This is a genomic window from Pseudomonas sp. V98_8 (genome assembly GCF_029967975.1).
In the GTDB taxonomy this organism is placed as follows: domain Bacteria; phylum Pseudomonadota; class Gammaproteobacteria; order Pseudomonadales; family Pseudomonadaceae; genus Aquipseudomonas; species Aquipseudomonas umsongensis.
On record NZ_JASCAE010000006.1, the window covers coordinates 100,656 to 121,691 of the forward strand.

The following is a 21,036-nucleotide window of genomic DNA, read 5'->3' on the forward strand; positions in this document are numbered from 1 at the left end:
CGCGGTGTATGATGGCCGGTCTTTTCGAAACGGGTTTGTGTCACAGGGCTGTCGCCTGAGGGTGGCAGGCTGATGCAAACCTTGTTCTTAACGCTTCTACACCAGGAGATATCCAATGAGCGTACTCGTAGGCAAACAAGCCCCTGACTTCACCGTACCGGCCGTACTCGGCAATGGCGAAATCGTAGACAGCTTCACCCTGTCGTCGGCCATCAAAGGCAAATACGGCCTGGTGTTCTTCTACCCGCTGGACTTCACCTTCGTTTGCCCGTCGGAGCTGATCGCTCTGGACAACCGCATGTCCGAGTTCAAGGCGCGCAACGTTGAAGTGGTCGCTGTGTCGATCGACTCGCACTTCACCCACAACGCATGGCGCAACACCCCGGTTAACGACGGCGGTATCGGCGCGGTTCGTTACACCATGGCTGCCGACATCAAGCAGGAAGTCATGAAGGCCTACGACGTTCAGTCCGCTGACGGCGTGGCATTCCGTGGCGCATTCCTGATCGACGATAAAGGCGTTGTCCGCTCGCAGATCATCAACGACCTGCCGCTGGGCCGTAACATGGAAGAGCTGCTGCGTCTGGTCGACGCCTTGCAATTCCACGAAGAGCACGGTGAAGTTTGCCCTGCCAACTGGAAAAAAGGCGACAAAGGCATGAACGCTTCGCCAGAAGGCGTTGCGGCTTACCTGACCGAGCACGCTGCTGCGCTGTAAGGCACAGGCTCCAGGTACAAAAAAACCGGCCCTTGAGGCCGGTTTTTTTATGGGTGGAGTAAACGCAAGCCCCCTGTAGGAGCGAGCATGCTCCGGGCGGCGCTCCGACGATGGACTCAAGAACACCGCAGGAATCCAGACTGCCCGCGTTATCGTTCACGACCATCGCGAGCAAGCTCGGCTCCTACAAAGAGCAAAGGGCAGAAAATCTTCAATCAATCGTCGAAATCTTCCCAGCCACCCATTTGTTTCCAGCGGTTGACGATGCCGCAGAACAGCTCGGCAGTCTTCTCGGTGTCATAGCGGGCCGAATGCGCCTCGCGGCCGTCGAAGTCGATATCGGCGGCCTGACAGGCCTTGGCCAGCACGGTTTGACCGTAAGCCAGGCCCGCGAGCGTCGCGGTATCGAAACTGGAGAATGGATGAAACGGGTTACGCTTCATGTCCAGGCGCGCAACCGCGGCATTGAGGAAGCCCAGGTCGAAGCTGCTGTTGTGCCCAACCAGGATCGCCCGTTTGCAGCCGTTGGCCTTGAGTGCCTTGCGCACGCCGCGGAAGATATCGTTCAGCGCCGCTTCTTCACTCACGGCCATGCGCAGCGGGTGATCGAGCTTGATCCCGGTAAACTCCAGGGCTGCCGCTTCGATGTTCGCACCTTCAAAAGGCTCGACCCTGAAGAAGTAGGTGTGATCGGGGTACACAAAACCCTTTTCATCCATGGCGATCGTGGTTGCAGCAATTTCCAGCAGGGCGTCGGTGGCCGAGTTGAAGCCACCGGTTTCTACGTCGACGACAACCGGCAGGTAGCCACGGAACCTGGCGGCCATTGGATGACGGGAACCGCCACCACCGCCTTGACCTTCCTGTTCGTCGTCGAAATGGTCTTCACTCACGCGTGTTCCTCCAGCAGGCGCCAGCGCAGTTTTTCACCGGCGCGCAGCGGGATAACGGTCAGCTCGCCAAACGGCAGGCTGGTTGGGGCGGTCCATTCTTCGCGGACCAGGGTAATGCGATCGGTGTTGGCCGGCAGACCATAGAAACGCGGGCCGTTGAGGCTGGCGAAGGCTTCGAGCTTGTCCAGCGCGTTGCGCTGTTCGAAGGCCTCGGCGTACATCTCGATCGCCGCATAGGCGGTGTAGCAGCCGGCGCAGCCGCAAGCGGCCTCTTTGGCGTGCTGGGCGTGGGGTGCCGAATCGGTGCCGAGGAAGAACTTTTCGCTGCCGCTGGTGGCGGCGTCGAGCAGGGCTTCCTGATGCGTATTGCGCTTGAGGATCGGCAAGCAATAGAAGTGCGGCCGAATCCCGCCCACCAGCATGTGGTTACGGTTGTACAGCAAATGATGCGCAGTGATGGTCGCGCCCACGTTGGCTGACGCCGAGTTGACGAACTGCACGGCGTCGGCGGTGGTGATGTGTTCGAACACCACCTTGAGCGTCGGGAAACGCTCGACCACACGACGCATGTGCTCATCGATGAAGATTTTTTCGCGGTCGAACACGTCGACATCGCCACGGGTGACTTCACCGTGGATCAACAAAGGCATCCCGACTTCGGCCATGGCCTCGAGTGCAGGGAAGATCTTGTCGATGCTGGTGACGCCCGAGTCCGAGTTGGTGGTCGCGCCGGCCGGGTACAGCTTGGCGGCGTGAACGAAACCGGTGGCCTTGGCCTCGCGAATTTCTTCAGGCTGGGTGCGGTCGGTGAGGTACAGGACCATCAGCGGTTCAAACGGGCTGCCGGCCGGACGGGCAGCGAGAATCCGCTGGCGATAGCCGTCGGCTTCAGCCGCATTGCGCACCGGTGGTACCAGGTTGGGCATGATGATGGCGCGGCCAAAGGTGCGCGCGACATCCGCGACGGTATTGGTCAACACGGCACCATCGCGAAGATGAATATGCCAGTCGTCGGGACGCAGCAGGGTCAGGCGGTCGGACATGAGGGGATTCCAGGCGGGTCAAACTCAAGGGAATGCTACCGGAAAAGACTCTTGCAGGCACCCGCTATCAAGTTTTACGGGAAGCTTCCGATATCCAACAGGTATGCCGTAAACATCTGTGTGTCGGTCTTTTTGTCGTAGAAGCCAGTGGAGCCTCCCGTGCGCCAGCGTTATTTAGCCTTGCTCAGTGTGTTTGCCAGCCTTCCCGCAATGGCACTCACTTTCCAGACTCGCCTGGAGAGCATTGAGTGGACGGTCGAAGGCGACAAGTTCGAGTGCCGGCTGACGCAGCCGATCACTGATTTCGGCTCGGGCCAGTTCGTGCGCCGCGCTGGCGAGCAGGCGATATTTCGTTTGAATGCGTACAACGCAATGATAGGCGGTGGTTCTGCCACTTTGTTGGCCGCTGCTGCGCCTTGGCAGCCAGGACGTGGTGATATCAATCTGGGCACGGTACGGATCGGCAGCGGCAATGTCCTGTTCAACAGCTCGCAGGCCCAGGCCGGACGCTTGATCAGCGGCCTGATGGACGGACGCAGTCCCGTGGTCCGGCACTCTTCAGGCGATGGCCGGGTATCGGAGGTGCGTTTGTTGCCGGTCAGGTTCAACAAGGCATTTGTCGATTATCAGGGTTGCGTGGCCAAGTTGCTGCCGCAGAACTTCGATCAGGTGAAGCAATCCCAGATCGGTTTCCCCGGTGGCGGCATCGATCTGGACGGGCCCGCCAAGGCCAGGCTGCAAGTGATGCTCGAATACATGAAAGCCGATCCAACGGTTAATCGCATCGAACTCGATGGCCACTCCGATAACAGCGGCAATCGCCTGACCAACCGTGACCTGTCACGTCGCCGGGCGCTGGCGGTCATGGAGTTCTTCAAGGCCAACGGCATTCAGGAATCGCAAATAACTCTGCGTTTCCATGGCGAGCGCTACCCCCTGGCTCCCAATACCAGCAACGTTAACCGCGCGAAAAACCGTCGGGTCGCGATACGCCTGGAGCGTGGAGCCCCCGTGGAGCAAGTGGCTCCCCAAGCGACAAAGCCCGCTGCTTCGGCAACTTCCTGACTCTTCGGTCATCGTCGCGCTCTCGACATAATCTGTCGCTTCGTCGTCATAAGCTGTCGCGCCACTGTAAATTATTCTGTATGGGCGGTAGACTTGACGGCTTTCCGTAGAACCCCGTGGAGTGATGGCATGGCGGACGTAAACAAGGTCGTTCTGGCGTATTCCGGCGGCCTGGACACTTCGGTGATCCTCAAGTGGCTGCAGGATACTTATAACTGTGAAGTGGTGACCTTCACCGCTGACCTGGGTCAGGGCGAAGAGGTCGAACCTGCACGTGCCAAGGCTCAAGCCATGGGCGTGAAAGAGATCTACATCGACGACTTGCGCGAAGAGTTCGTGCGCGATTTCGTTTTCCCGATGTTCCGCGCCAACACCGTTTACGAAGGCGAGTACCTGCTGGGTACTTCCATCGCTCGTCCGTTGATCGCCAAACGCCTGATCGAAATCGCCAACGAAACCGGTGCTGACGCCATTTCCCACGGCGCCACCGGCAAAGGCAACGACCAGGTTCGTTTCGAACTGGGCGCCTATGCCCTGAAACCAGGTGTGAAAGTGATCGCTCCATGGCGCGAGTGGGACCTGCTGTCCCGCGAGAAGCTGATGGACTACGCCGAAAAGCACGCTATCCCGATCGAGCGTCACGGCAAGAAAAAATCCCCGTACTCGATGGATGCCAACCTGCTGCACATCTCTTATGAAGGCGGCGTGCTGGAAGACACCTGGACCGAGCACGAAGAAGACATGTGGCGTTGGACCGTCTCCCCGGAGAAAGCGCCCGACAAACCGCAGTACCTGGAACTGACCTACCGCAACGGCGATATCGTGGCACTGGACGGCGTCGAAATGACTCCGGCCACCGTGTTGGCGACCCTGAACCGTATCGGTGGCGAGCACGGTATCGGCCGCCTGGACATCGTCGAGAACCGTTACGTGGGCATGAAGTCCCGTGGCTGCTACGAAACCCCTGGCGGCACCATTATGCTGCGTGCCCACCGTGCGATCGAATCGATCACTCTGGACCGCGAAGTGGCTCACCTCAAAGACGAGCTGATGCCCAAGTACGCCAGCCTGATCTACACCGGTTACTGGTGGAGCCCTGAGCGTCTGATGCTGCAACAGATGATCGATGCCTCCCAGGCCCACGTGAATGGTGTGGTTCGCCTGAAGCTGTACAAAGGCAACGTGATTGTCACCGGTCGCAAGTCCGATGAGTCGCTGTTCGACGCCAACATTGCCACTTTCGAAGAAGATGGCGGCGCTTACAACCAGGCCGACGCAGCGGGCTTCATCAAGCTCAACGCCTTGCGCATGCGCATCGCGGCGAACAAAGGTCGCAAGCTGTTCTAAGACCTTTGATGTAATGGAATGTGTGGCCCGGTCATCGACGGGGCCGCACATTTGAAAAGTGGGTGCCTGCCGGCATCAACATACTTGCGGCTTTTTGCTTTTCCCTCGCTCATCCTTCCCTTCGGATTGATCGTCAAACGCCACGGGCTGTCGTGCGTCGCTTGGCAACTGTCGATCAATGACCGTCAAACCCTGTGAATTCAAATTGTAGGCAGCACAGAATGTTGTGCGGCAGGATCTCTTTGCGTGTTTTGCAGGGCTTTCCGCGCTTTCCTTCAGTATTGAATCTGATGCGTTACAGGTGAGGAATACGACTGCACGTGCAGTTTTTCCCGGTTCGTTGTGAATGCTCTCTAGCAAGTGGCTGAACTCGGCGTTGCTTGTCATCGCGCGTGCATCAACGACATACAGGTCCCTCAACCGTTCAGGTAGGCGTAGGCGGTGTAGCGCCGACAGGGCAAAGCCAGGGACCGATTTCGAGGGTGGGTCTTTTGCCCTGGAAGGACGGCTAGTGGATTGGCCGCCACTGCCTGATGTCCTGCCTGCAGACTTTCTACTCTTCCCGTTTTCGAGTTGCTCGGCACCGTCCATGAATTTTATGAAATGTTTTCCCTTCTCAAAGTCGGAGGGGGCATACAGCGATCGATAGTTGAAGTTGAGCGTTGCGAAGAATAGCAACAGCAGATAAAAGGGAAAACTGATCAGGAACCAGATGTAGACGTCTCTATCCTCGTCATCAAGGAACGGCAAGGTAACGGCCGCTGATGTTTCCGACAGAGTTGCAAATATTGCAATCACTGTCATGGGGTTGCTTATACTTTTTTTGAGCTTATCCATTTTTATCCTCGTTCTGTTGTTTGGCGTGGTGTTTGTTTTTAATTTAATGCATTCAACTGATCTTGGGCATCTCGGGTTTTCTATTTTTCAAGTAATTTAATTTCAGGCCGGCACGCTAGCGGTTTATTGTTTCCGTCAGGGCGACGATGTGTTTGTTTTTGCTGTAAGTGCGAGTGTATAAGTTATGTGTGATATTTTTTTGAGGGAGAGGGTATCGGATAACCTTAGTTACCTTTGAGTGTGTGGTGTCGGTCGATACATGTCTATTCGCTGTCTGGAATTTAAACTGCCCAGGTTATTTTGTTGCAGGTCGATACAAAAAAATAATCTCAATAGGAAAGTCAAGTCCTCAATTAAAGTTTTCGATCTTGGGGTTCTTGGGTTTTTTTGTAGGAAAAATCTCTAATTTCTGTAGGGAATGTCTCTGGGTGCGAGTGGCCGGGGGGAGCGACATGCCAGGGAGGAAACGACTAGGCTATTGTGCGGGCTCTAAAAAATCGAATAGTGAAATTGGACTTGCCCATGAATAAAGTGCTGATTGTGGATGATCACCCCGTCATTCGTCTTGCGGTACGAATGCTGATGGAGCGTCATGGCTACGAAGTCATTGCAGAAACAGATAATGGTGTGGATGCATTGCAACTAGCCCGAGAATACATGCCGGACATTGTCATACTGGATATTGGAATACCGAAACTGGATGGACTGGAAGTTATTGCGAGACTGACATCGGCTGCGATGCCGATGAAAGTGCTGATACTGACCTCTCAGTCACCTGGACATTTTTCCATGCGCTGCATGCAGTCCGGCGCCGCCGGGTATGTGTGCAAACAGCAGGATCTCACGGAGTTGCTCAGTGCAATAAAGGCGGTCTTGTCAGGCTACAGTTACTTCCCTAATCAAGCGTTGCATACTGTGCGTGCCAGTCTTGGCAACGCCAGTGAAGCCGATATGGTGGATCGTCTTTCAGGGCGGGAAATGATGGTGTTGCAGCAGTTGGCCCGGGGCAAGACCAATAAAGAGATTGCTGATGGGATGTTTCTCAGCAACAAGACCGTCAGTACCTACAAGACCCGACTGTTGTTGAAACTCAATGCGCGCTCGCTGGTCGATCTGATCGAGCTCGCCCAGCGTAACGGCCTGGCATGATGTGCCCGGCGTTGACGAAGCGCGACAGGCGAGCTTTGATCGCGACTCGACACTTAGTAAAAAGCCTCCGTTTCGGGAGGCTTTTAGGTTTTACAAGTCAAAATCGTAATCGGCCAATTGCTTTTGCAGTCGGCGCTCCTCCAGCAGGTTGTCGATGGTCCGACGCTTGCTCAGATTGGTTTTCGCTACTTCAACCACCGGCTCGGCATCATCAGCCTCTGCGGCGGTAAAGTCCTCATCCACGTCCAATTGTTCTTTGCCAGTGCTCATTTAGTTACTCCAGGCGAAGAAGGCCTTTGGGGCCCCTTATATCGACAATCTTGCGACGGGTAAAAAAGATTTTTTCAATCGATAAATCGAAAAACCCAATAGCAGCTCAATCGTCCGACGTCTTGTGCTTGTATTCGCACAAGTCTTCGATCCGGCAACTGCCGCAGCGAGGCTTGCGGGCAAGGCAGACGTAACGTCCGTGAAGGATCAGCCAGTGATGGGAGTCGAGCAGGTATTCCTTGGGCACAAACTTCATCAATTTTTTCTCGACCTCGACCACATTCTTGCCAGGTGCGATGCCGGTGCGGTTGCTGACCCGAAAAATGTGGGTGTCCACGGCCATCGTCAATTGGCGAAATGCAGTATTGAGCACCACGTTGGCGGTCTTGCGGCCGACGCCAGGCAAGGCTTCGAGTTCCTCACGGGTCTGCGGCACTTCCCCTCCATGACGCTCAATCAGCAGCCGGCAGGTCTCGATCACGTTTTTAGCCTTGCTGTTGTACAGGCCGATGGTCTTGATGTATTCCGACAATCCTTCCACGCCCAGGGCATAAATCGCCGCCGGGGTATTGGCAACCGGAAACAGTTTTGCCGTGGCCTTGTTGACGCCGACATCGGTTGATTGCGCCGAAAGAATCACCGCAATCAGCAACTCAAAGGGTGAGGAATAGGCCAGTTCGGTCTTCGGTTCCGGATTGTCTTCATGCAGCCGGCGGAATATTTCCAGGCGTTTTGCGGCGTTCATGTGCGGTGCGTTTCCTCGAAGGCGATCAGTGTGAGGGTGGGGGGCGATGCCAGGCTTGCCAGGCGGCGATGAGCAACCCGAGCAGGATGAAACCGCCAGGGGCAAGCGTGGCCAGTCGCAAGCCACCGTCAGCGGTCAGCAACCAGCCCTGCCAATCCGCGTGCGTAGTACCCGCCAGCCACGGCAGATGATTGCCGAGGGTCCCGTAGCCAATGAGTTCGCGCAGCAGGCCCAGGGACACCATCAAGGCGCCGAACAGGCCGCAGAGGCGCCAGCGTTCGCGCCAGGGACACTGGAAGAAGTCACTGCGCTCCAGCGCGACGCATTGCAAGGCGATCAACCCGGCATAAATCCCGGCATGCTGATGCCATGGCAGCGACCAGGCCTGCGCGCCGAGTTCTGCGCAACTGGTCAACGTTGCGGCAAGCAGTACGCTGGCCGGCAAATGGGTCGCCGGGAGCAGGCGCGAGCGTAAGGTGTTCATGCAGAGGCCAAAGGCACTGCTCACCCCCATGAACATCAACCACAGGCCCAGGGCATTCACCAGTGAGCCGGTGGCGCCAATCAGTGGCACGAGCATCAAGGTGTTCTGCAACCGCAACGATTCATTCATCTGAGGGGCTCCCAAGCAGTGAGGCTCGGTGCTCATCGAAATAGCGTAATGCGTCATGGATGGCGTGGATCACCGCTCTTGAGGTGATCGTGGCTCCCGCGATCTGGTCGAATTGCCCCTGGTCTTTTTTCAAGGCCCATCCGTTGTCGCCCGGATCGGTTCGCGACCTGCCGGAAAAGCCCTCGAGCCAGGCGTTCGGCCAGTCGGCGATCCGTGCGCCGAGCCCCGGGGTTTCCATCTGCCGAAGAGTTTTAACCCCCAGCAATCTACCGTTGCGATCGATGGCGATCAGCAAATCGATGGCGCCCGCGTAGCCCAGGGTCTGGCTGCGCAGCAGCACGGCATAGGCTCGGCCGGCCTTGGTCGCACGGTAACCCGCCAGCAGTGTGCTATTGGCCAACGTAGCGTTTTCGAGGCTGAGCGGTTGTTCCAGCGGTTGATTGTCATAGCCGTCGGGCGGCAGCAGGTCCAGCAGGTTGCGACTGTCGATCAGGCGCTGTTCAGTCGCGATCCGCGGTGCGCTGGCGTGCTGCACGAGATACGTCAGGCCTGCCCCGAGGGAGGCCAGTAATGCAAGGATGGCGGCGCTCGACGCTCGGCTCATGGTGCGTGCAGCTCTTGCCTGGCCGCGACAAGCCGCTCCAGCGCCGGTACACAGAGGTTCATCAACAGCACGGCAAAGGCCACGCCGTCCGGGTAGCCGCCCCAGGTGCGAATAAGGTAGGTCAGCAAGCCCACGCCTGCACCGAACAGCAGTCGCGCACCCGGGCTTTTTGCGCCGGACACCGGTTCAGTGACGATGAAGAAAGCGCCGAGCATGCTGGCACCGGTGAGCAGATGAAACAGCGGTGATCCGTGGGAGTCTGAGCCCGAACCGTTCCAGCACAACAGGCTGATGACAAACAGGCTGGCGAGCATGCCAACCGGTGCATGCCAGCTGAACACGCGGCGTTGCAACAAGAACGCGCCACCGGCGAGAAAGGCCAGATTGACCCACTCCACGCCGTGGCCACCGAACTGACCAAAGGCCGGATTCGCCGCGAACAGTTCATCCATGGTCAGGCTTTTGTTGATCCGCAGGCTGTCCAGTGCCGTGGCCCGGACCCAGGCGTCCGGGCTTTGGCCTGCGCCGAACACTTGCTGCACGCCACCCCACAAGTCCATGCCGTGGGAGGCTGGCCAATGGGTCATCTGCTGTGGAAAGGTCACCATTACCAGGGCGAAACCCAACATTGCCGGGTTGAACGGGTTGCTGCCGACCCCGCCATACAGGTGCTTGCCCAGCAACATCGCAAACGCCGCCGCACTGACCGTCAGCCACCAGGGACAATAGGGCGGCAAGGCCAAGGCCAGTAGCGTGGCACTGACCAGGGCGCTGCCATCGCTCAAGGTCGGCTTGAGCGCGCGCTTGCGCACTCGCAGCACCGCCGCTTCAAAGGCTAAGGCACTGACACCAGCGAGCATCAAGTTGATCAACACCCCCCAGCCATAGAACCAGAACAACGCCAACACCCCTGGCAGCGTCGCCAGCAGAACCAGTTTCATCGCCTGCTGCAGGCGTTCGTCCACCGATTCAAGGGGCGGCATGTGCATCCACCTGGCGTTCGGCTTCGCTCAGGGCTCGCTCCAGGGCTTCGATCTGCTCGACGGGAGCAGCACTCGCCTGGGCTTTCTTCAGTTCGGCACGACGCATGGCCAGCTGGATTTTCGCGCGTTTCAGGTCGGCGTCCTTCGCCGCAGCGGCGACAGGCGCCACGGCCGGCGGCGCAACGCGTTCCAGTTGGGCCAAGGCGTGCTCGGCGGCTTCGAACTGCTGTTGCAACACAATCAGCTGCGATTGCTGTTCGAAGGTCGGCGGATGACCGAAGGCCTTGAGCGACTTGTTCAGCTGCGCCCGGCTCATCGCCAGGTCGACCTTGGCTTTTTTCAAGGCCGCATCGGCGTTCGCGGCCTTCTGCGCGCGCACGCGTTCAAGGGCTGCCTGCACCGGGTCGAGCGGCACTTCACTGGGTTGGACGGCCCGTTGCGCACGGGCTTCTCGCTCGGCAATTTTTTGATGCTCTTCACGTTGCAAACGGGCGTTGCGCTGCTCGAAACGGCGCCGTGCATGATTGCGCTTGGCGGTTCGCGCCCGTTGTTCTTCCAGGCTGAAGGCCAGGCCACCGACAATCGGCAGCACGCCGCTCAAGGGCAGCGGATGCATTTCGATGCAGTCCACCGGGCATGGCGCCACGCACAGGTCGCAACCGGTACATTCATCGATGATGACTGTGTGCATCAACTTGGCCGCGCCGACGATGGCGTCAACCGGACAGGCCTGAATGCATTTCGTACAACCAATGCACTCCGCTTCACGAATATAGGCGATCTGCGCCGCAGCCGTGCCGCGAGTGGCGTCCAGTTCCAGCACCGGCACGTTCAACAGCTTGGCCAGGGCAACAATGGTTTCACTGCCGCCAGGCGGGCATTTGTTGATCGGCTCACCGCTGGCGATGCCTGCGGCGTACGGCTTGCATCCGGGGTGGCCACACTTGCCGCATTGGGTCTGCGGCAAGAGGGCGTCGATGCGTTGAATCAGACTCATGTTTTGATTAGCCCGCTGAATCCGAGAAAGGCCACTGCAATCAGGCCGGCGCCGATCAGGTCGATCGGCAGGCCGCGAAAGGGCAGGGGCACATCGTTGTCGAGAGTACGCTGGCGCAGGTCCTGGAACAGACTCAGTACCAGCCAGAAGCCCAGCCCGGCACCGATGCTCAAGGCTGTGGCATGAAAAAATCCATTGTTCTCCCGGGCGTTGAGCAATGCCACGCCGAGCACCCCGGCATTGCACAGCAGCAACGGCCAAAGACCTTCGAAGGACAGTGTCGAAAACACCCGTGCAAGCAACTTCAACAACGGGCCGATCAGCAGCGCACTCAATGGCAGGAACACGAACAAGTGCAGCGCGGTCAACGCCAACGGTACCAGCAGCCATTGATAGATCACATGGCCGAGCACCCCGGTGACCAGCATCAGGCAAGTCGTCGCGATGCCCAGGGCATGCACCTGGCGACGTTCGCTGCCCAACAGTGGATCAACAGCCAGCGGCCAATGCAAGACGAGGTTGTTGAGCAGGGCGGTGCTGATGAGCGTAAGCAGGGTTTCGGTCATGATAGTGCTTTGTGGTGAGGGGATTTATCCCCGTTCGGCTGCGAAGCAGTCGAAAATCCGAACAACTCGGTCTGCTTGAACGGACGCTGAGGGCAGCTTTGCGGCCCACGGGGATAAATCCCCTCGCCACGGATTTCTTGCTCGCCGAACAGCGTTACGGCGGCTTTTCAACGCAGCGGTCTAAAAAGTCTAGGCATTATCCGGCAAGGTCGGAGGGTGGGCCAGACATGAAAATCCCACAGTCGCGCCAGGCACGACTGTGGGATCGGTTTGCCGCAGTGCCTTACTTGATCCGCTGACCAGGCTTGGCGCCGCTATCAGGGCTCAGCAGGTAGATTTCTTCACCGCCGGGACCTGCCGCCATCACCATGCCTTCGGAAATTCCGAACTTCATTTTGCGCGGCTTGAGGTTGGCAATCATCATCGTCAGGCGACCATCGAGCTTGGACGGGTCCGGATAAGCGCTCTTGATCCCGGAGAATACGTTGCGCTGCTCGTCACCGATGTCCAGGGTCAGGCGCAACAGCTTGTCCGCGCCTTCCACGTGCTCGGCCTTGACGATCAGGGCGACGCGCAGGTCAACCGCGGCAAAGGTGTCGAACTCGATCTGCGGCGACAACGGATCCTTCGCCAGTTCGCCATTGCCCGTCGGTGTAGCCTCGCCTGTGTCGGTCTGGCTGGCGGTCAGGTCTTCTTTCGAAGCGTCGGTCATGGCCTGCACTTTTACCGGGTCGATACGGGTCATCAGCGGCTTGAACTCGTTCAACTGATGGTTGGCGAGCAAGGTCGCGTGATCGTTCCAGGTCAGCGGCGCGACGTTGAGGAACGCCTCGGCATCGGCGGCCAGCAACGGCAGCACCGGCTTGAGGAAGATCACCAGTTGACGGAACAGGTTGACGCCGGTGGCGCAGATGGCCTGGACTTCTTCCTGCTTGCCTTCCTGTTTGTTCAGCGACCATGGCGCCTTGTCGGCGATCCAGGCGTTGGCGCGGTCGGCCAGGCCCATGATCTCGCGCATGGCGCGGGCAAAGTCGCGGGCTTCATAGGCGTCGGCAATGCTTGGCGCGGCAGCCAGGAACGCTTCGGTCAGCTCTGGCGCGGCGTTGGTTTCGACCATCACCCCGGCATTGCCCTTGTTGATGAACCCGGCGCAACGGCTGGCGATGTTGACAACTTTGCCGACCAGGTCGGAGTTGACCTTCTGCACGAAGTCTTCGAGGTTCAGGTCCAGGTCGTCGACGCCACGGCTCAGCTTGGCTGCGTAGTAGTAACGCAGGTATTCCGGCGACAGGTGATCCAGGTAGGTCCGGGCCTTGATGAAGGTGCCGCGGGACTTGGACATTTTCTGGCCGTTGACAGTCAGGTAGCCGTGCACGTTGATGCCGGTCGGCTTGCGGTAACCCGCGCCGTCGAGCATCGCTGGCCAGAACAGGGCGTGGAAGTTGACGATGTCCTTGCCGATGAAGTGGTACAGCTCGGCGGTGGAGTCCTTGCCCCAGAACGCGTCGAAGTCCAGTTCCGGCGTGCGGTCGCACAGGTTCTTGAAGCTCGCCATGTAGCCGATGGGTGCGTCCAGCCACACGTAGAAGTACTTGCCCGGCTCATCAGGGATTTCAAAACCGAAGTACGGCGCATCGCGGGAGATGTCCCACTGTTGCAGGCCCGCATCCAGCCATTCGGCGATCTTGTTGGCCACGGCGTCTTGCAGGGTGCCGCTGCGGGTCCAGGTCTGCAGCATTTCCTGGAAGTCCGGCAGCTTGAAGAAGAAGTGCTGGGAATCCTTGAGCACCGGAGTGGCCCCGGAAATTGCCGACTTCGGATCTTTCAGGTCGGTCGGTGCGTAGGTCGCGCCGCACTTTTCGCAGTTGTCGCCGTACTGGTCTTCGGTGCCGCATTTCGGGCAGGTGCCCTTGATGAAGCGGTCGGCCAGGAACATTTTCTTTTCCGGGTCGAAATACTGCGTGATCGAACGCGTGGCGATGTGCCCGGCGTCGCGCAGCTTCAGATAGATCTGGCTCGACAGCTCACGGTTTTCTTCGGCGTGAGTGGAGTGGAAGTTGTCGAAGTCCACCAGGAACTCGGCAAAGTCGGCGCTGTGTTCAGCCTGGACGTTGGCGATCAGTTGTTCCGGGGTGATGCCTTCCTTTTCCGCGCGCAGCATGATCGCCGAACCGTGGGCGTCGTCGGCGCAGACATAGATGCATTGGTTGCCGCGGTGCTTCTGGAAGCGCACCCACATATCGGTCTGGATGTATTCCAGCATGTGGCCAAGATGGATCGAACCATTGGCATAGGGCAGGGCACTGGTGACGAGGATCTTGCGTGGCTCGGACATGGGGCTCGGCTACTTGATGAAACGGAGGTCGGGCACTATAAAGCGCCGGCAAAGATATTTCACCCCTGCAAATCGTTGCCAGGCATGCCGTCCGGAAGACAGAAGGGGTAGGATACCCGCCATCTATTCCCAGTCTTGTTTTCGGAGTTGCCCATGAGCGCCGTCAATCGCGCAGCGGTGGAAGCCGTCCTTCGCCAATACACCGACCCCTATCTGAACCAGGATCCGGTCAGCGCCGGCTGCGTGCGCAACATCGAGATCCAGGGTGAGCACGTCAGCGTGCAGCTGGAACTGGGTTATGCCGCCGGCTTGTTCAAGAGCGGTTGGGCGCAGATGCTGCAAATGGCCATTGAAGGCCTTGACGGGGTCAGCGCCGCCCGCGTCGATATCACCAGCGTGATCGCCGCGCACAAGGCCCAGGCACAGATCCCGGGCCTGGCCAACGTCAAGAACGTCGTGGCCGTGGCATCCGGCAAGGGCGGGGTGGGCAAGTCCACCACCGCCGCCAACCTCGCGCTGGCCCTGGCCCGCGAAGGCGCCAAGGTCGGGATTCTAGACGCGGACATCTACGGTCCGAGCCAGGGCATCATGTTCGGCATCGCCGAAGGCACCCGGCCGCAGATCAAGGATCAGAAGTGGTTCGTGCCGATCCAGTCCCATGGTGTCGAAGTGATGTCCATGGCATTCCTCACCGACGACAACACGCCGATGGTCTGGCGCGGGCCGATGGTCTCCGGCGCCTTGCTGCAACTGGTGACACAAACCGCGTGGGGCGACCTGGATTACCTGGTCATCGACATGCCGCCAGGCACTGGTGACATCCAGCTGACCCTGGCACAGAAGGTCCCGGTGGCCGGCGCGGTGATCGTGACCACGCCACAGGACCTGGCATTGCTGGACGCACGCAAGGGTGTGGAGATGTTCCGCAAGGTCAACATCCCCGTGCTGGGCGTGGTGGAAAACATGGCCGTGCACATCTGCTCGAACTGCGGGCATGCCGAACATTTGTTCGGCGAGGGGGGCGGTGTGAAGCTGGCCAATCAGTATGGCGTCGAGCTGCTGGCGTCGCTGCCGCTGGCGATGGCTATCCGCGAACAGGCCGATGGCGGCAAGCCAACGGTCATCGCCGAACCGGACAGCCCGATTGCACTGGTTTACCAGGAACTGGCCCGCCATGTCGGTGCGCGGATCGTGTTGCAGGAAGCCGCCACGCCGGCGATGCCGAATATCACCATCAGCGACGATTGATCAGCAGAAGAAACGCGGTCCAAATGTGGGAGCGAGCTGTGGCGAGGGGATTTATCCCCGTTGGGTCGCGCAGCCGCCCCCAAAAAACCGGGTCTGCTTCGCAGCCCAACGGGGATAAATCCCCTCGCCACAGCCGCTCCCACATTGGTTTAGGGGGGCTCTAGATGCGCAACCCGCCATCCAACTCCAGAATCCGACCGGTGTAATAGTCGTTCTCGAAGATGTAGGCCGCCGAATGGGCGATTTCCTCAGGCTTGCCCATGCGCTTGAGCGGAATCCCCGACGTCATCTTCTCCAGTGCTTCAGGTTTCATGCCCAGGGTCATTTCGGTTTCGATGAAGCCCGGTGCAATGCCGGCCACGCGGATGCCATAGCGCGCCAGTTCCTTGGCCCAGGTCACGGTAGCCGCCGCGACACCGGCCTTGGCGGCGGAGTAGTTGGTCTGGCCAACATTGCCGGCGCGGGAAATCGACGAGATATTGATGATCGCGCCGCTGTTGTTGAGCTCGACCATTTTCGCCGCGACTTCACGGGTGCACAGGAATACGCCGGTCAGGTTGACGTCGATGACCGCCTGCCATTGGGCCAGGGTCATCTTGGTCATTTCGCCATCCTTGACCTTGAGCAGCAGACCGTCACGCAGGATTCCGGCGTTGTTGATCAGGCCGTGGATAGCGCCAAAGTCGTTGGCGACCTGGGCGACCATATGGCTCACTTGCTCTTCATTGGCGACGTTGCACAGATAGGCGCGGGCTTCGACGCCCAAGGCCGTGCAGGCAGCGACGGTGTCGTCGAGCTTTTCCTGGTTCAGGTCGACGAGCGCCAGTTTTGCGCCTCTGGCCGCCAAATACTCGGCCATGGAGCGGCCTAAACCCTGGCAACCGCCCGTGATAATGATTACTTTGTCAGTGAGTTTCATTCGCATGCCCCCGGTGGCAGGTCTGGTTGGTTTGCTTCTTGAGTGCCTCTCGATCTGCGCCCGAACTGGCCACGGCTGCACATGAGAACTACCCCGACGGCATGCTGGAACTTTCATCAGCAGCCTGTCCGTTTTTACGACGGATTCTTAATAAGGAGTCATAAATTGAGCGTTGAAGCGGCTAAGCATGCACGAGAATTGCTCCTCAAGGAATACCGTGGAGTGCTCTCCACACACTCCAAGTCAATGCCTGGTTTCCCGTTCGGTTCCGTGGTTCCGTACTGTCTGGACGAGCTCGGCCGGCCGCTGATCCTGATCAGCCGCATCGCCCAGCACACCCACAATCTGCAAAAAGATCCGAAATGCTCACTCTTCGTGGGCGAGCGTGGGGCCGAAGACGTCCAGGCCGTTGGTCGTCTGACCTACCTGGCCGAGGCGCAACAGATCGAAGACGTTGCCGCCATCGAAGGCGCCGCCGAACGGTACTATCGCTATTTCCCGGATTCGCAGAATTATCATCAGGCCCACGATTTCGACTTCTGGGTGCTCAAGCCAGTGCGCCATCGCTATATTGGCGGGTTTGGCGCGATCCACTGGGTCAACGAGCTGACCCTGGCCAACCCGTTTGCCGGCAAGGCCGAGGCGAGCATGATCGAACACATGAACGCCGATCACGCCAAAGCCATCGCGCATTACGTCGAACTCGCGGGCTTGCCGAAAACTTCGCCGGCGACCCTGGTGGGCATCGACAGCGAAGGCATGCACCTGCTCATCGGTCAGGGGCTGCACTGGTTGCCGTTTCCAGCGCCTTGTAATACGCCGACACAAGTACGCGAAGCCTTGGTTTTCCTGGCTCACGCCGAACATTGGCCGAAAAAGGCAGTGGCCGACGCTTGAATTCACGCAATGGCGACGTCATCTAGGGAAGACTGGCAAGGCATTCTTGCGTTGAGGAACCATTTGATGCGCCCTTTTTTGTTGCTCTTTCTGCTGTTTCCGGTGTTGGAGCTGTTCGTATTCGTCAAGGTGGCAGGGGCGATCGGGTTTTTCCCGGCCCTGCTGCTGATCATTCTCGGCTCGATGTTCGGTGTGTTCGTGTTGCGCGTTGCCGGGTTGGCCACCGCACTGCGTGCCCGTGAAAGCCTGAACCGTGGCGAGTTGCCGGCCCAGACCATGCTTGAAGGCCTGATGTTGGCGTTGGCCGGGGGCTTGTTGATTCTTCCGGGTTTCATCAGCGACGTGATCGGCCTGGTCATGCTGATGCCGGTCAGCCGTCGCCTTCTGGCCAATAAAATGCGCCAGCGTGCCGAAGAGCAAGCGATCCGCCAGCGTGCGTTCGCCGACGACCTCCAGCCCCGTGGTGGCCCTGCGCCGCGCGAACCTCTGGGCCGCGAGCCGAACGTGATCGAAGGCGAATTCGAACACCGCGATACCAAGTAACAGCAATATCGACACGGCACCTTCGGGTGCCGTGTTCGTTTTCGGGCGATCACCATAAAAATTTTTCGATCTGCGCCCTTGTAATAAGCTTGTGCGCCCTTATGTAACGGTCACCGCAAGGTTTCTGGTGATCACGCCAGACAGACTTCCGCGGTTCGCTCGACGAACCGCACCCGGCACCGCCGGACTTTGTTAAACCCGCCGGGACTACACCGGCCGATGAAAACCACAATTAGGAGAGATCGACAATGAAGCTTCGTCCTCTGCATGACCGCGTCGTCATCCGTCGCAGCGAAGAAGAAAAGAAAACCGCTGGCGGTATCGTCCTGCCAGGTTCGGCTGCTGAAAAAGCCAACAGCGGCGAAATCCTCGCTGTCGGCACCGGCCGCGTACTGGAAAACGGTGAAGTGCGTGCACTGTCCGTGAAAGTGGGCGACAAGGTTGTGTTCGGTCCTTACTCCGGCAGCAACACTGTGAAAGTCGACGGCGAAGACCTGCTGGTAATGAGCGAGAACGAAATCCTCGCTGTTATCGAAGGCTGATTACCCGCTCATTTTCCCGTTACTACAAAGTATTTAAGGAATATCGATCATGGCTGCTAAAGAAGTTAAATTCGGCGATTCCGCCCGCAAGAAAATGCTCACCGGTGTCAACGTCCTGGCTGACGCAGTAAAAGCGACCCTGGGCCCGAAAGGCCGTAACGTGATCATCGAGAAGAGCTTCGGCGCTCCGACCATCACCAAGGACGGCGTTTCCGTCGCCAAAGAAATCGAACTGGAAGACCGTTTCGAAAACATGGGCGCGCAGCTGGTCAAAGACGTTGCCTCCCGTGCCAACGATGACGCAGGCGATGGCACCACCACCGCTACCGTTCTGGCTCAATCGATCGTCAACGAAGGCCTGAAAGCCGTCGCTGCCGGCATGAACCCGATGGATCTGAAGCGCGGTATCGACAAAGCGACCATCGCTATCGTCAAAGAGCTGAAGGCCCTGTCCAAGCCATGCGCTGACACCAAGGCTATCGCTCAGGTAGGTACCATCTCCGCCAACTCCGACAACTCCATCGGCGACATCATTGCCGAAGCCATGGAAAAAGTCGGTAAAGAAGGCGTGATCACCGTTGAAGAAGGCTCGGGCCTGGAAAACGAACTGTCGGTTGTTGAAGGCATGCAGTTCGACCGTGGCTACCTGTCCCCGTACTTCGTCAACAAGCCAGAGACCATGGTCGCTGAGCTGGACGGCCCGCTGATCCTGCTGGTCGACAAGAAGATCTCGAACATCCGCGAGATGCTGCCAGTACTGGAAGCCGTTGCCAAAGCCGGCCGTCCACTGCTGATCGTGGCCGAAGACGTTGAAGGCGAAGCCCTGGCGACTCTGGTTGTGAACAACATGCGCGGTATCGTCAAAGTCGCAGCCGTCAAGGCGCCAGGCTTCGGCGACCGTCGCAAGGCCATGCTGCAGGACATCGCCGTTCTGACCGGTGGTACCGTGATCTCCGAAGAGATCGGCCTGAGCCTGGAAAGCACTACCCTGGAGCACCTGGGTAACGCCAAGCGCGTAACCCTGTCCAAGGAAAACACCATCATCGTTGACGGTGCTGGCGTTCAAGGCGACATCGAAGCACGCATCAACCAGATCCGTGCCCAGGTTGCCGAGACTTCCTCGGACTACGACCGTGAAAAACTGCAAGAGCGTCTGGCCAAGCTGTCCGGCGGCGTTGCAGTGATCAAGGTTGGCGCTGGTTCCGAAGTTGAAATGAAAGAGAAGAAAGCCCGCGTTGAAGACGCCCTGCACGCTACCCGTGCAGCCGTTGAAGAAGGCGTGGTGCCTGGCGGTGGCGTGGCCCTGATTCGTGCTCTGGAAGCACTGACTCAACTGAAAGGCGACAACGCCGATCAGGACGTGGGTATCGCTGTTCTGCGTCGCGCTGTTGAAGCGCCGCTGCGCCAGATCGTTGCCAACTCCGGTGACGAGCCAAGCGTAGTGGTCGACAAGGTCAAGAACGGCGAAGGCAGCTTCGGCTACAACGCTGCGACTGGCGAATACGGCGACATGATCGAAATGGGTATCCTGGACCCAACCAAGGTTACCCGTTCGGCTCTGCAAGCTGCAGCTTCCATCGGCGGTCTGATCCTGACCACCGAAGCTGCGGTAGCTGACGCACCGAAGAAAGACAGCGGTGCTGGCGGCGGCATGCCAGACATGGGCGGTATGGGCGGCATGGGCGGCATGATGTAAGCCAGCCTTACCCCTGTATAAAAAAACCCCGCCTGCGTAAGTAGGCGGGGTTTTTTATTGCCCGGATTTTGAAGTGCAAGCGATTCAGTGTGGGAGCGGGCTTGCTCGCGAAGACGGTGTGTCAATCACCGGAGAGGTTGACTGATCTACCGCCTTCGCGAGCAAGCCCGCTCCCACATTTGATCTGTATTTCAGGCGCTGACCGGTTGTGCTTCGAGCTCTCTCTCGGCCTTGGAAGTGGGTCGATAAAGGATGTAGTAATACGACCCCAGGCAAATCAGCCAGCAGAATACCGCCGTCCACACGTTGTGCGAGAAGAAGTGTGCTCCCTGCAGCATCCGGCCGATGGAAAAAACCGAGCCCAGGGCGAAGGCGAAAACAAAGGCCGCACGTGCCATTCGCGGACGGCGATCACGCAACACGAAGAACAGTGCAAACAGGGTGAAACCGGTCGCGGCGTGACCGCCAGGCCAGCAACGCCCCGGTTTTTCTGTAGCTGGACGCGGGCTCAACAATTCGCTGTAGGTCTCGTGACCGCCGAATTGCTCCAGGCTCCACGGGCACTGCACCGCCGTCACTGCTTTCATCGGTGTGACAAAGGACGTCGCCAGCCCCAGGGACAGCACCAGGCAGCCCAGTTCCCGCTTGAACGGCTTGAGCCGGGGCAGAAAGAACGAACCGGCAAAACCGAGGATAGCCAGCACCGAGAAGGCGATAACCACTTGCTTGGCCCGATCATGCAGGACGGTTTCCAGGAAATAACTGTGCCGGCCGATGAAGTCCCCGGCGACCGGATCGTAAAACAGCCTGGCCAGGTCCATGTCCAGGGTCGTCAGTTCAAGCAACACCAGAATGATTGCCACAACGGCGGGAACACCCAGGCACACCCAGAAGTTGAGCGGGCGAGAAGCGGGGCGTGCAGAGATCGAAACCATGGTCAATCCTTGGTCAGTGAAATGTTCTTTAATACGCAGCCGCGCGGAGTCTGGGCTCGACCCTGTCGTCAACCCGTGAACCGATAGTGAA

22 protein-coding genes are annotated in these 21,036 nt (G+C 58.8%); 9 read left to right on the forward strand and 13 right to left on the reverse strand.

What is annotated here, in order from left to right; genetic code table 11:
• The first annotated feature begins 115 nt into the window (after positions 1-115).
• Complete coding sequence (locus QLG10_RS06115; RefSeq protein ID WP_020799890.1) at positions 116-718, forward strand: peroxiredoxin C; 603 nt, start codon at positions 116-118, stop codon at positions 716-718.
• Between the two features lie 215 nt (positions 719-933).
• Here QLG10_RS06115 and rnt read toward each other — a convergent pair whose 3' ends face one another.
• Together rnt and pyrC are read right to left on the reverse strand one after the other, a co-directional pair.
• Positions 934-1,611, reverse strand: a complete 678-nt coding sequence (rnt, locus tag QLG10_RS06120) for a ribonuclease T (RefSeq protein WP_110751635.1) — start codon at positions 1,609-1,611, stop codon at positions 934-936.
• Entirely contained in the window at positions 1,608-2,654 is a 1,047-nt protein-coding gene (pyrC, locus tag QLG10_RS06125) for a dihydroorotase (RefSeq protein ID WP_110751637.1), read from the reverse strand. The genes rnt and pyrC overlap by 4 nt, the downstream gene beginning before the upstream one ends.
• A 159-nt stretch (positions 2,655-2,813) precedes the next feature.
• Between pyrC and QLG10_RS06130 the strand changes: the two genes are divergently transcribed.
• Both QLG10_RS06130 and QLG10_RS06135 read left to right on the forward strand, forming a co-directional pair.
• Positions 2,814-3,719 (forward strand): OmpA family protein, encoded by a 906-nt coding sequence (locus tag QLG10_RS06130; protein ID WP_110751639.1) that lies wholly within the window; start codon positions 2,814-2,816, stop codon positions 3,717-3,719.
• A 129-nt stretch (positions 3,720-3,848) separates the two neighbouring features.
• Complete coding sequence (locus tag QLG10_RS06135; RefSeq protein WP_020799894.1) at positions 3,849-5,066, forward strand: argininosuccinate synthase; 1,218 nt, start codon at positions 3,849-3,851, stop codon at positions 5,064-5,066.
• Between the two features lie 75 nt (positions 5,067-5,141).
• On the opposite strand, the gene QLG10_RS06140 is transcribed toward QLG10_RS06135, so the two are convergent.
• Complete coding sequence (locus QLG10_RS06140) at positions 5,142-5,903, reverse strand: hypothetical protein (protein WP_282486167.1); 762 nt, start codon at positions 5,901-5,903, stop codon at positions 5,142-5,144.
• Positions 5,904-6,425: 522 nt separating this feature from the next.
• Between QLG10_RS06140 and QLG10_RS06145 the strand changes: the two genes are divergently transcribed.
• Positions 6,426-7,052 carry a response regulator transcription factor gene (locus QLG10_RS06145; RefSeq protein ID WP_008057539.1) on the forward strand — a complete coding sequence of 209 codons (627 nt, stop codon included), beginning with the start codon at positions 6,426-6,428 and terminating at the stop codon, positions 7,050-7,052.
• 90 nt (positions 7,053-7,142) lie between these two features.
• On the opposite strand, the gene QLG10_RS06150 is transcribed toward QLG10_RS06145, so the two are convergent.
• From QLG10_RS06150 to metG, 8 genes are all read right to left on the reverse strand, one after another.
• Positions 7,143-7,322: a hypothetical protein gene (locus tag QLG10_RS06150; protein WP_110751643.1), complete on the reverse strand. Its 180-nt coding sequence runs from the start codon at positions 7,320-7,322 to the stop codon at positions 7,143-7,145.
• Positions 7,323-7,428: 106 nt separating this feature from the next.
• Entirely contained in the window at positions 7,429-8,067 is a 639-nt protein-coding gene (gene nth / locus QLG10_RS06155) for an endonuclease III (RefSeq protein ID WP_110751645.1), read from the reverse strand.
• Positions 8,068-8,092: 25 nt separating this feature from the next.
• On the reverse strand, positions 8,093-8,680 hold the full coding sequence (locus tag QLG10_RS06160) for an Rnf-Nqr domain containing protein (protein WP_282486169.1): 588 nt from the start codon (positions 8,678-8,680) through the stop codon (positions 8,093-8,095).
• Positions 8,673-9,284: an RnfABCDGE type electron transport complex subunit G gene (locus tag QLG10_RS06165; RefSeq protein WP_248677877.1), complete on the reverse strand. Its 612-nt coding sequence runs from the start codon at positions 9,282-9,284 to the stop codon at positions 8,673-8,675. The genes QLG10_RS06160 and QLG10_RS06165 overlap by 8 nt, the downstream gene beginning before the upstream one ends.
• Complete coding sequence (locus tag QLG10_RS06170; RefSeq protein WP_248677876.1) at positions 9,281-10,267, reverse strand: RnfABCDGE type electron transport complex subunit D; 987 nt, start codon at positions 10,265-10,267, stop codon at positions 9,281-9,283. Before QLG10_RS06170 ends, QLG10_RS06165 begins: the two co-directional genes overlap by 4 nt.
• Positions 10,254-11,264: an electron transport complex subunit RsxB gene (rsxB, locus tag QLG10_RS06175; protein ID WP_282486175.1), complete on the reverse strand. Its 1,011-nt coding sequence runs from the start codon at positions 11,262-11,264 to the stop codon at positions 10,254-10,256. Before rsxB ends, QLG10_RS06170 begins: the two co-directional genes overlap by 14 nt.
• Positions 11,261-11,830: an Rnf-Nqr domain containing protein gene (locus tag QLG10_RS06180; RefSeq protein ID WP_282486177.1), complete on the reverse strand. Its 570-nt coding sequence runs from the start codon at positions 11,828-11,830 to the stop codon at positions 11,261-11,263. The genes rsxB and QLG10_RS06180 overlap by 4 nt, the downstream gene beginning before the upstream one ends.
• A gap of 283 nt (positions 11,831-12,113) precedes the next feature.
• Positions 12,114-14,165, reverse strand: a complete 2,052-nt coding sequence (gene metG / locus QLG10_RS06185; RefSeq protein ID WP_282486179.1) for a methionine--tRNA ligase — start codon at positions 14,163-14,165, stop codon at positions 12,114-12,116.
• Between the two features lie 153 nt (positions 14,166-14,318).
• On the opposite strand from metG, the gene apbC reads away from it, so the two are divergent.
• A complete protein-coding gene (apbC, locus tag QLG10_RS06190) occupies positions 14,319-15,413 on the forward strand; it encodes an iron-sulfur cluster carrier protein ApbC (protein WP_110751660.1) in 1,095 nt (364 codons plus the stop codon).
• Positions 15,414-15,573: 160 nt separating this feature from the next.
• Here the strand turns inward: apbC and QLG10_RS06195 are convergent, their stop codons facing one another.
• A complete protein-coding gene (locus QLG10_RS06195; RefSeq protein WP_110751662.1) occupies positions 15,574-16,332 on the reverse strand; it encodes an SDR family oxidoreductase in 759 nt (252 codons plus the stop codon).
• A gap of 165 nt (positions 16,333-16,497) precedes the next feature.
• On the opposite strand from QLG10_RS06195, the gene QLG10_RS06200 reads away from it, so the two are divergent.
• The 4 genes from QLG10_RS06200 to groL all read left to right on the forward strand — a co-directional run bounded on the left by QLG10_RS06200 (position 16,498) and on the right by groL (position 20,010).
• Entirely contained in the window at positions 16,498-17,229 is a 732-nt protein-coding gene (locus QLG10_RS06200) for a HugZ family protein (RefSeq protein WP_110751664.1), read from the forward strand.
• 66 nt (positions 17,230-17,295) lie between these two features.
• On the forward strand, positions 17,296-17,772 hold the full coding sequence (locus QLG10_RS06205) for an FxsA family protein (RefSeq protein ID WP_110751666.1): 477 nt from the start codon (positions 17,296-17,298) through the stop codon (positions 17,770-17,772).
• 248 nt (positions 17,773-18,020) lie between these two features.
• On the forward strand, positions 18,021-18,314 hold the full coding sequence (locus QLG10_RS06210; RefSeq protein WP_007985847.1) for a co-chaperone GroES: 294 nt from the start codon (positions 18,021-18,023) through the stop codon (positions 18,312-18,314).
• Positions 18,315-18,363: 49 nt separating this feature from the next.
• A complete protein-coding gene (gene groL, locus QLG10_RS06215; RefSeq protein WP_020799909.1) occupies positions 18,364-20,010 on the forward strand; it encodes a chaperonin GroEL in 1,647 nt (548 codons plus the stop codon).
• A gap of 191 nt (positions 20,011-20,201) precedes the next feature.
• On the opposite strand, the gene QLG10_RS06220 is transcribed toward groL, so the two are convergent.
• Positions 20,202-20,945: a phosphatase PAP2 family protein gene (locus tag QLG10_RS06220; RefSeq protein ID WP_248677874.1), complete on the reverse strand. Its 744-nt coding sequence runs from the start codon at positions 20,943-20,945 to the stop codon at positions 20,202-20,204.
• Positions 20,946-21,036 lie beyond the last annotated feature (91 nt).

Coding starts and splice junctions, on each gene's coding strand:
- QLG10_RS06115 (WP_020799890.1), top strand. CDS start 116: ATGAGCGTACTCGTAGGCAAACAAGCCCCTGACTTCACCGTACCGGCC.
- pyrC (WP_110751637.1), bottom strand. CDS start 2,654: ATGTCCGACCGCCTGACCCTGCTGCGTCCCGACGACTGGCATATTCAT.
- QLG10_RS06135 (WP_020799894.1), top strand. CDS start 3,849: ATGGCGGACGTAAACAAGGTCGTTCTGGCGTATTCCGGCGGCCTGGAC.
- QLG10_RS06140 (WP_282486167.1), bottom strand. CDS start 5,903: ATGGATAAGCTCAAAAAAAGTATAAGCAACCCCATGACAGTGATTGCA.
- QLG10_RS06145 (WP_008057539.1), top strand. CDS start 6,426: ATGAATAAAGTGCTGATTGTGGATGATCACCCCGTCATTCGTCTTGCG.
- QLG10_RS06150 (WP_110751643.1), bottom strand. CDS start 7,322: ATGAGCACTGGCAAAGAACAATTGGACGTGGATGAGGACTTTACCGCC.
- nth (WP_110751645.1), bottom strand. CDS start 8,067: ATGAACGCCGCAAAACGCCTGGAAATATTCCGCCGGCTGCATGAAGAC.
- QLG10_RS06160 (WP_282486169.1), bottom strand. CDS start 8,680: ATGAATGAATCGTTGCGGTTGCAGAACACCTTGATGCTCGTGCCACTG.
- QLG10_RS06165 (WP_248677877.1), bottom strand. CDS start 9,284: ATGAGCCGAGCGTCGAGCGCCGCCATCCTTGCATTACTGGCCTCCCTC.
- QLG10_RS06170 (WP_248677876.1), bottom strand. CDS start 10,267: ATGCCGCCCCTTGAATCGGTGGACGAACGCCTGCAGCAGGCGATGAAA.
- rsxB (WP_282486175.1), bottom strand. CDS start 11,264: ATGAGTCTGATTCAACGCATCGACGCCCTCTTGCCGCAGACCCAATGC.
- QLG10_RS06180 (WP_282486177.1), bottom strand. CDS start 11,830: ATGACCGAAACCCTGCTTACGCTCATCAGCACCGCCCTGCTCAACAAC.
- metG (WP_282486179.1), bottom strand. CDS start 14,165: ATGTCCGAGCCACGCAAGATCCTCGTCACCAGTGCCCTGCCCTATGCC.
- apbC (WP_110751660.1), top strand. CDS start 14,319: ATGAGCGCCGTCAATCGCGCAGCGGTGGAAGCCGTCCTTCGCCAATAC.
- QLG10_RS06195 (WP_110751662.1), bottom strand. CDS start 16,332: ATGAAACTCACTGACAAAGTAATCATTATCACGGGCGGTTGCCAGGGT.
- QLG10_RS06205 (WP_110751666.1), top strand. CDS start 17,296: ATGCGCCCTTTTTTGTTGCTCTTTCTGCTGTTTCCGGTGTTGGAGCTG.
- QLG10_RS06210 (WP_007985847.1), top strand. CDS start 18,021: ATGAAGCTTCGTCCTCTGCATGACCGCGTCGTCATCCGTCGCAGCGAA.
- groL (WP_020799909.1), top strand. CDS start 18,364: ATGGCTGCTAAAGAAGTTAAATTCGGCGATTCCGCCCGCAAGAAAATG.
- QLG10_RS06220 (WP_248677874.1), bottom strand. CDS start 20,945: ATGGTTTCGATCTCTGCACGCCCCGCTTCTCGCCCGCTCAACTTCTGG.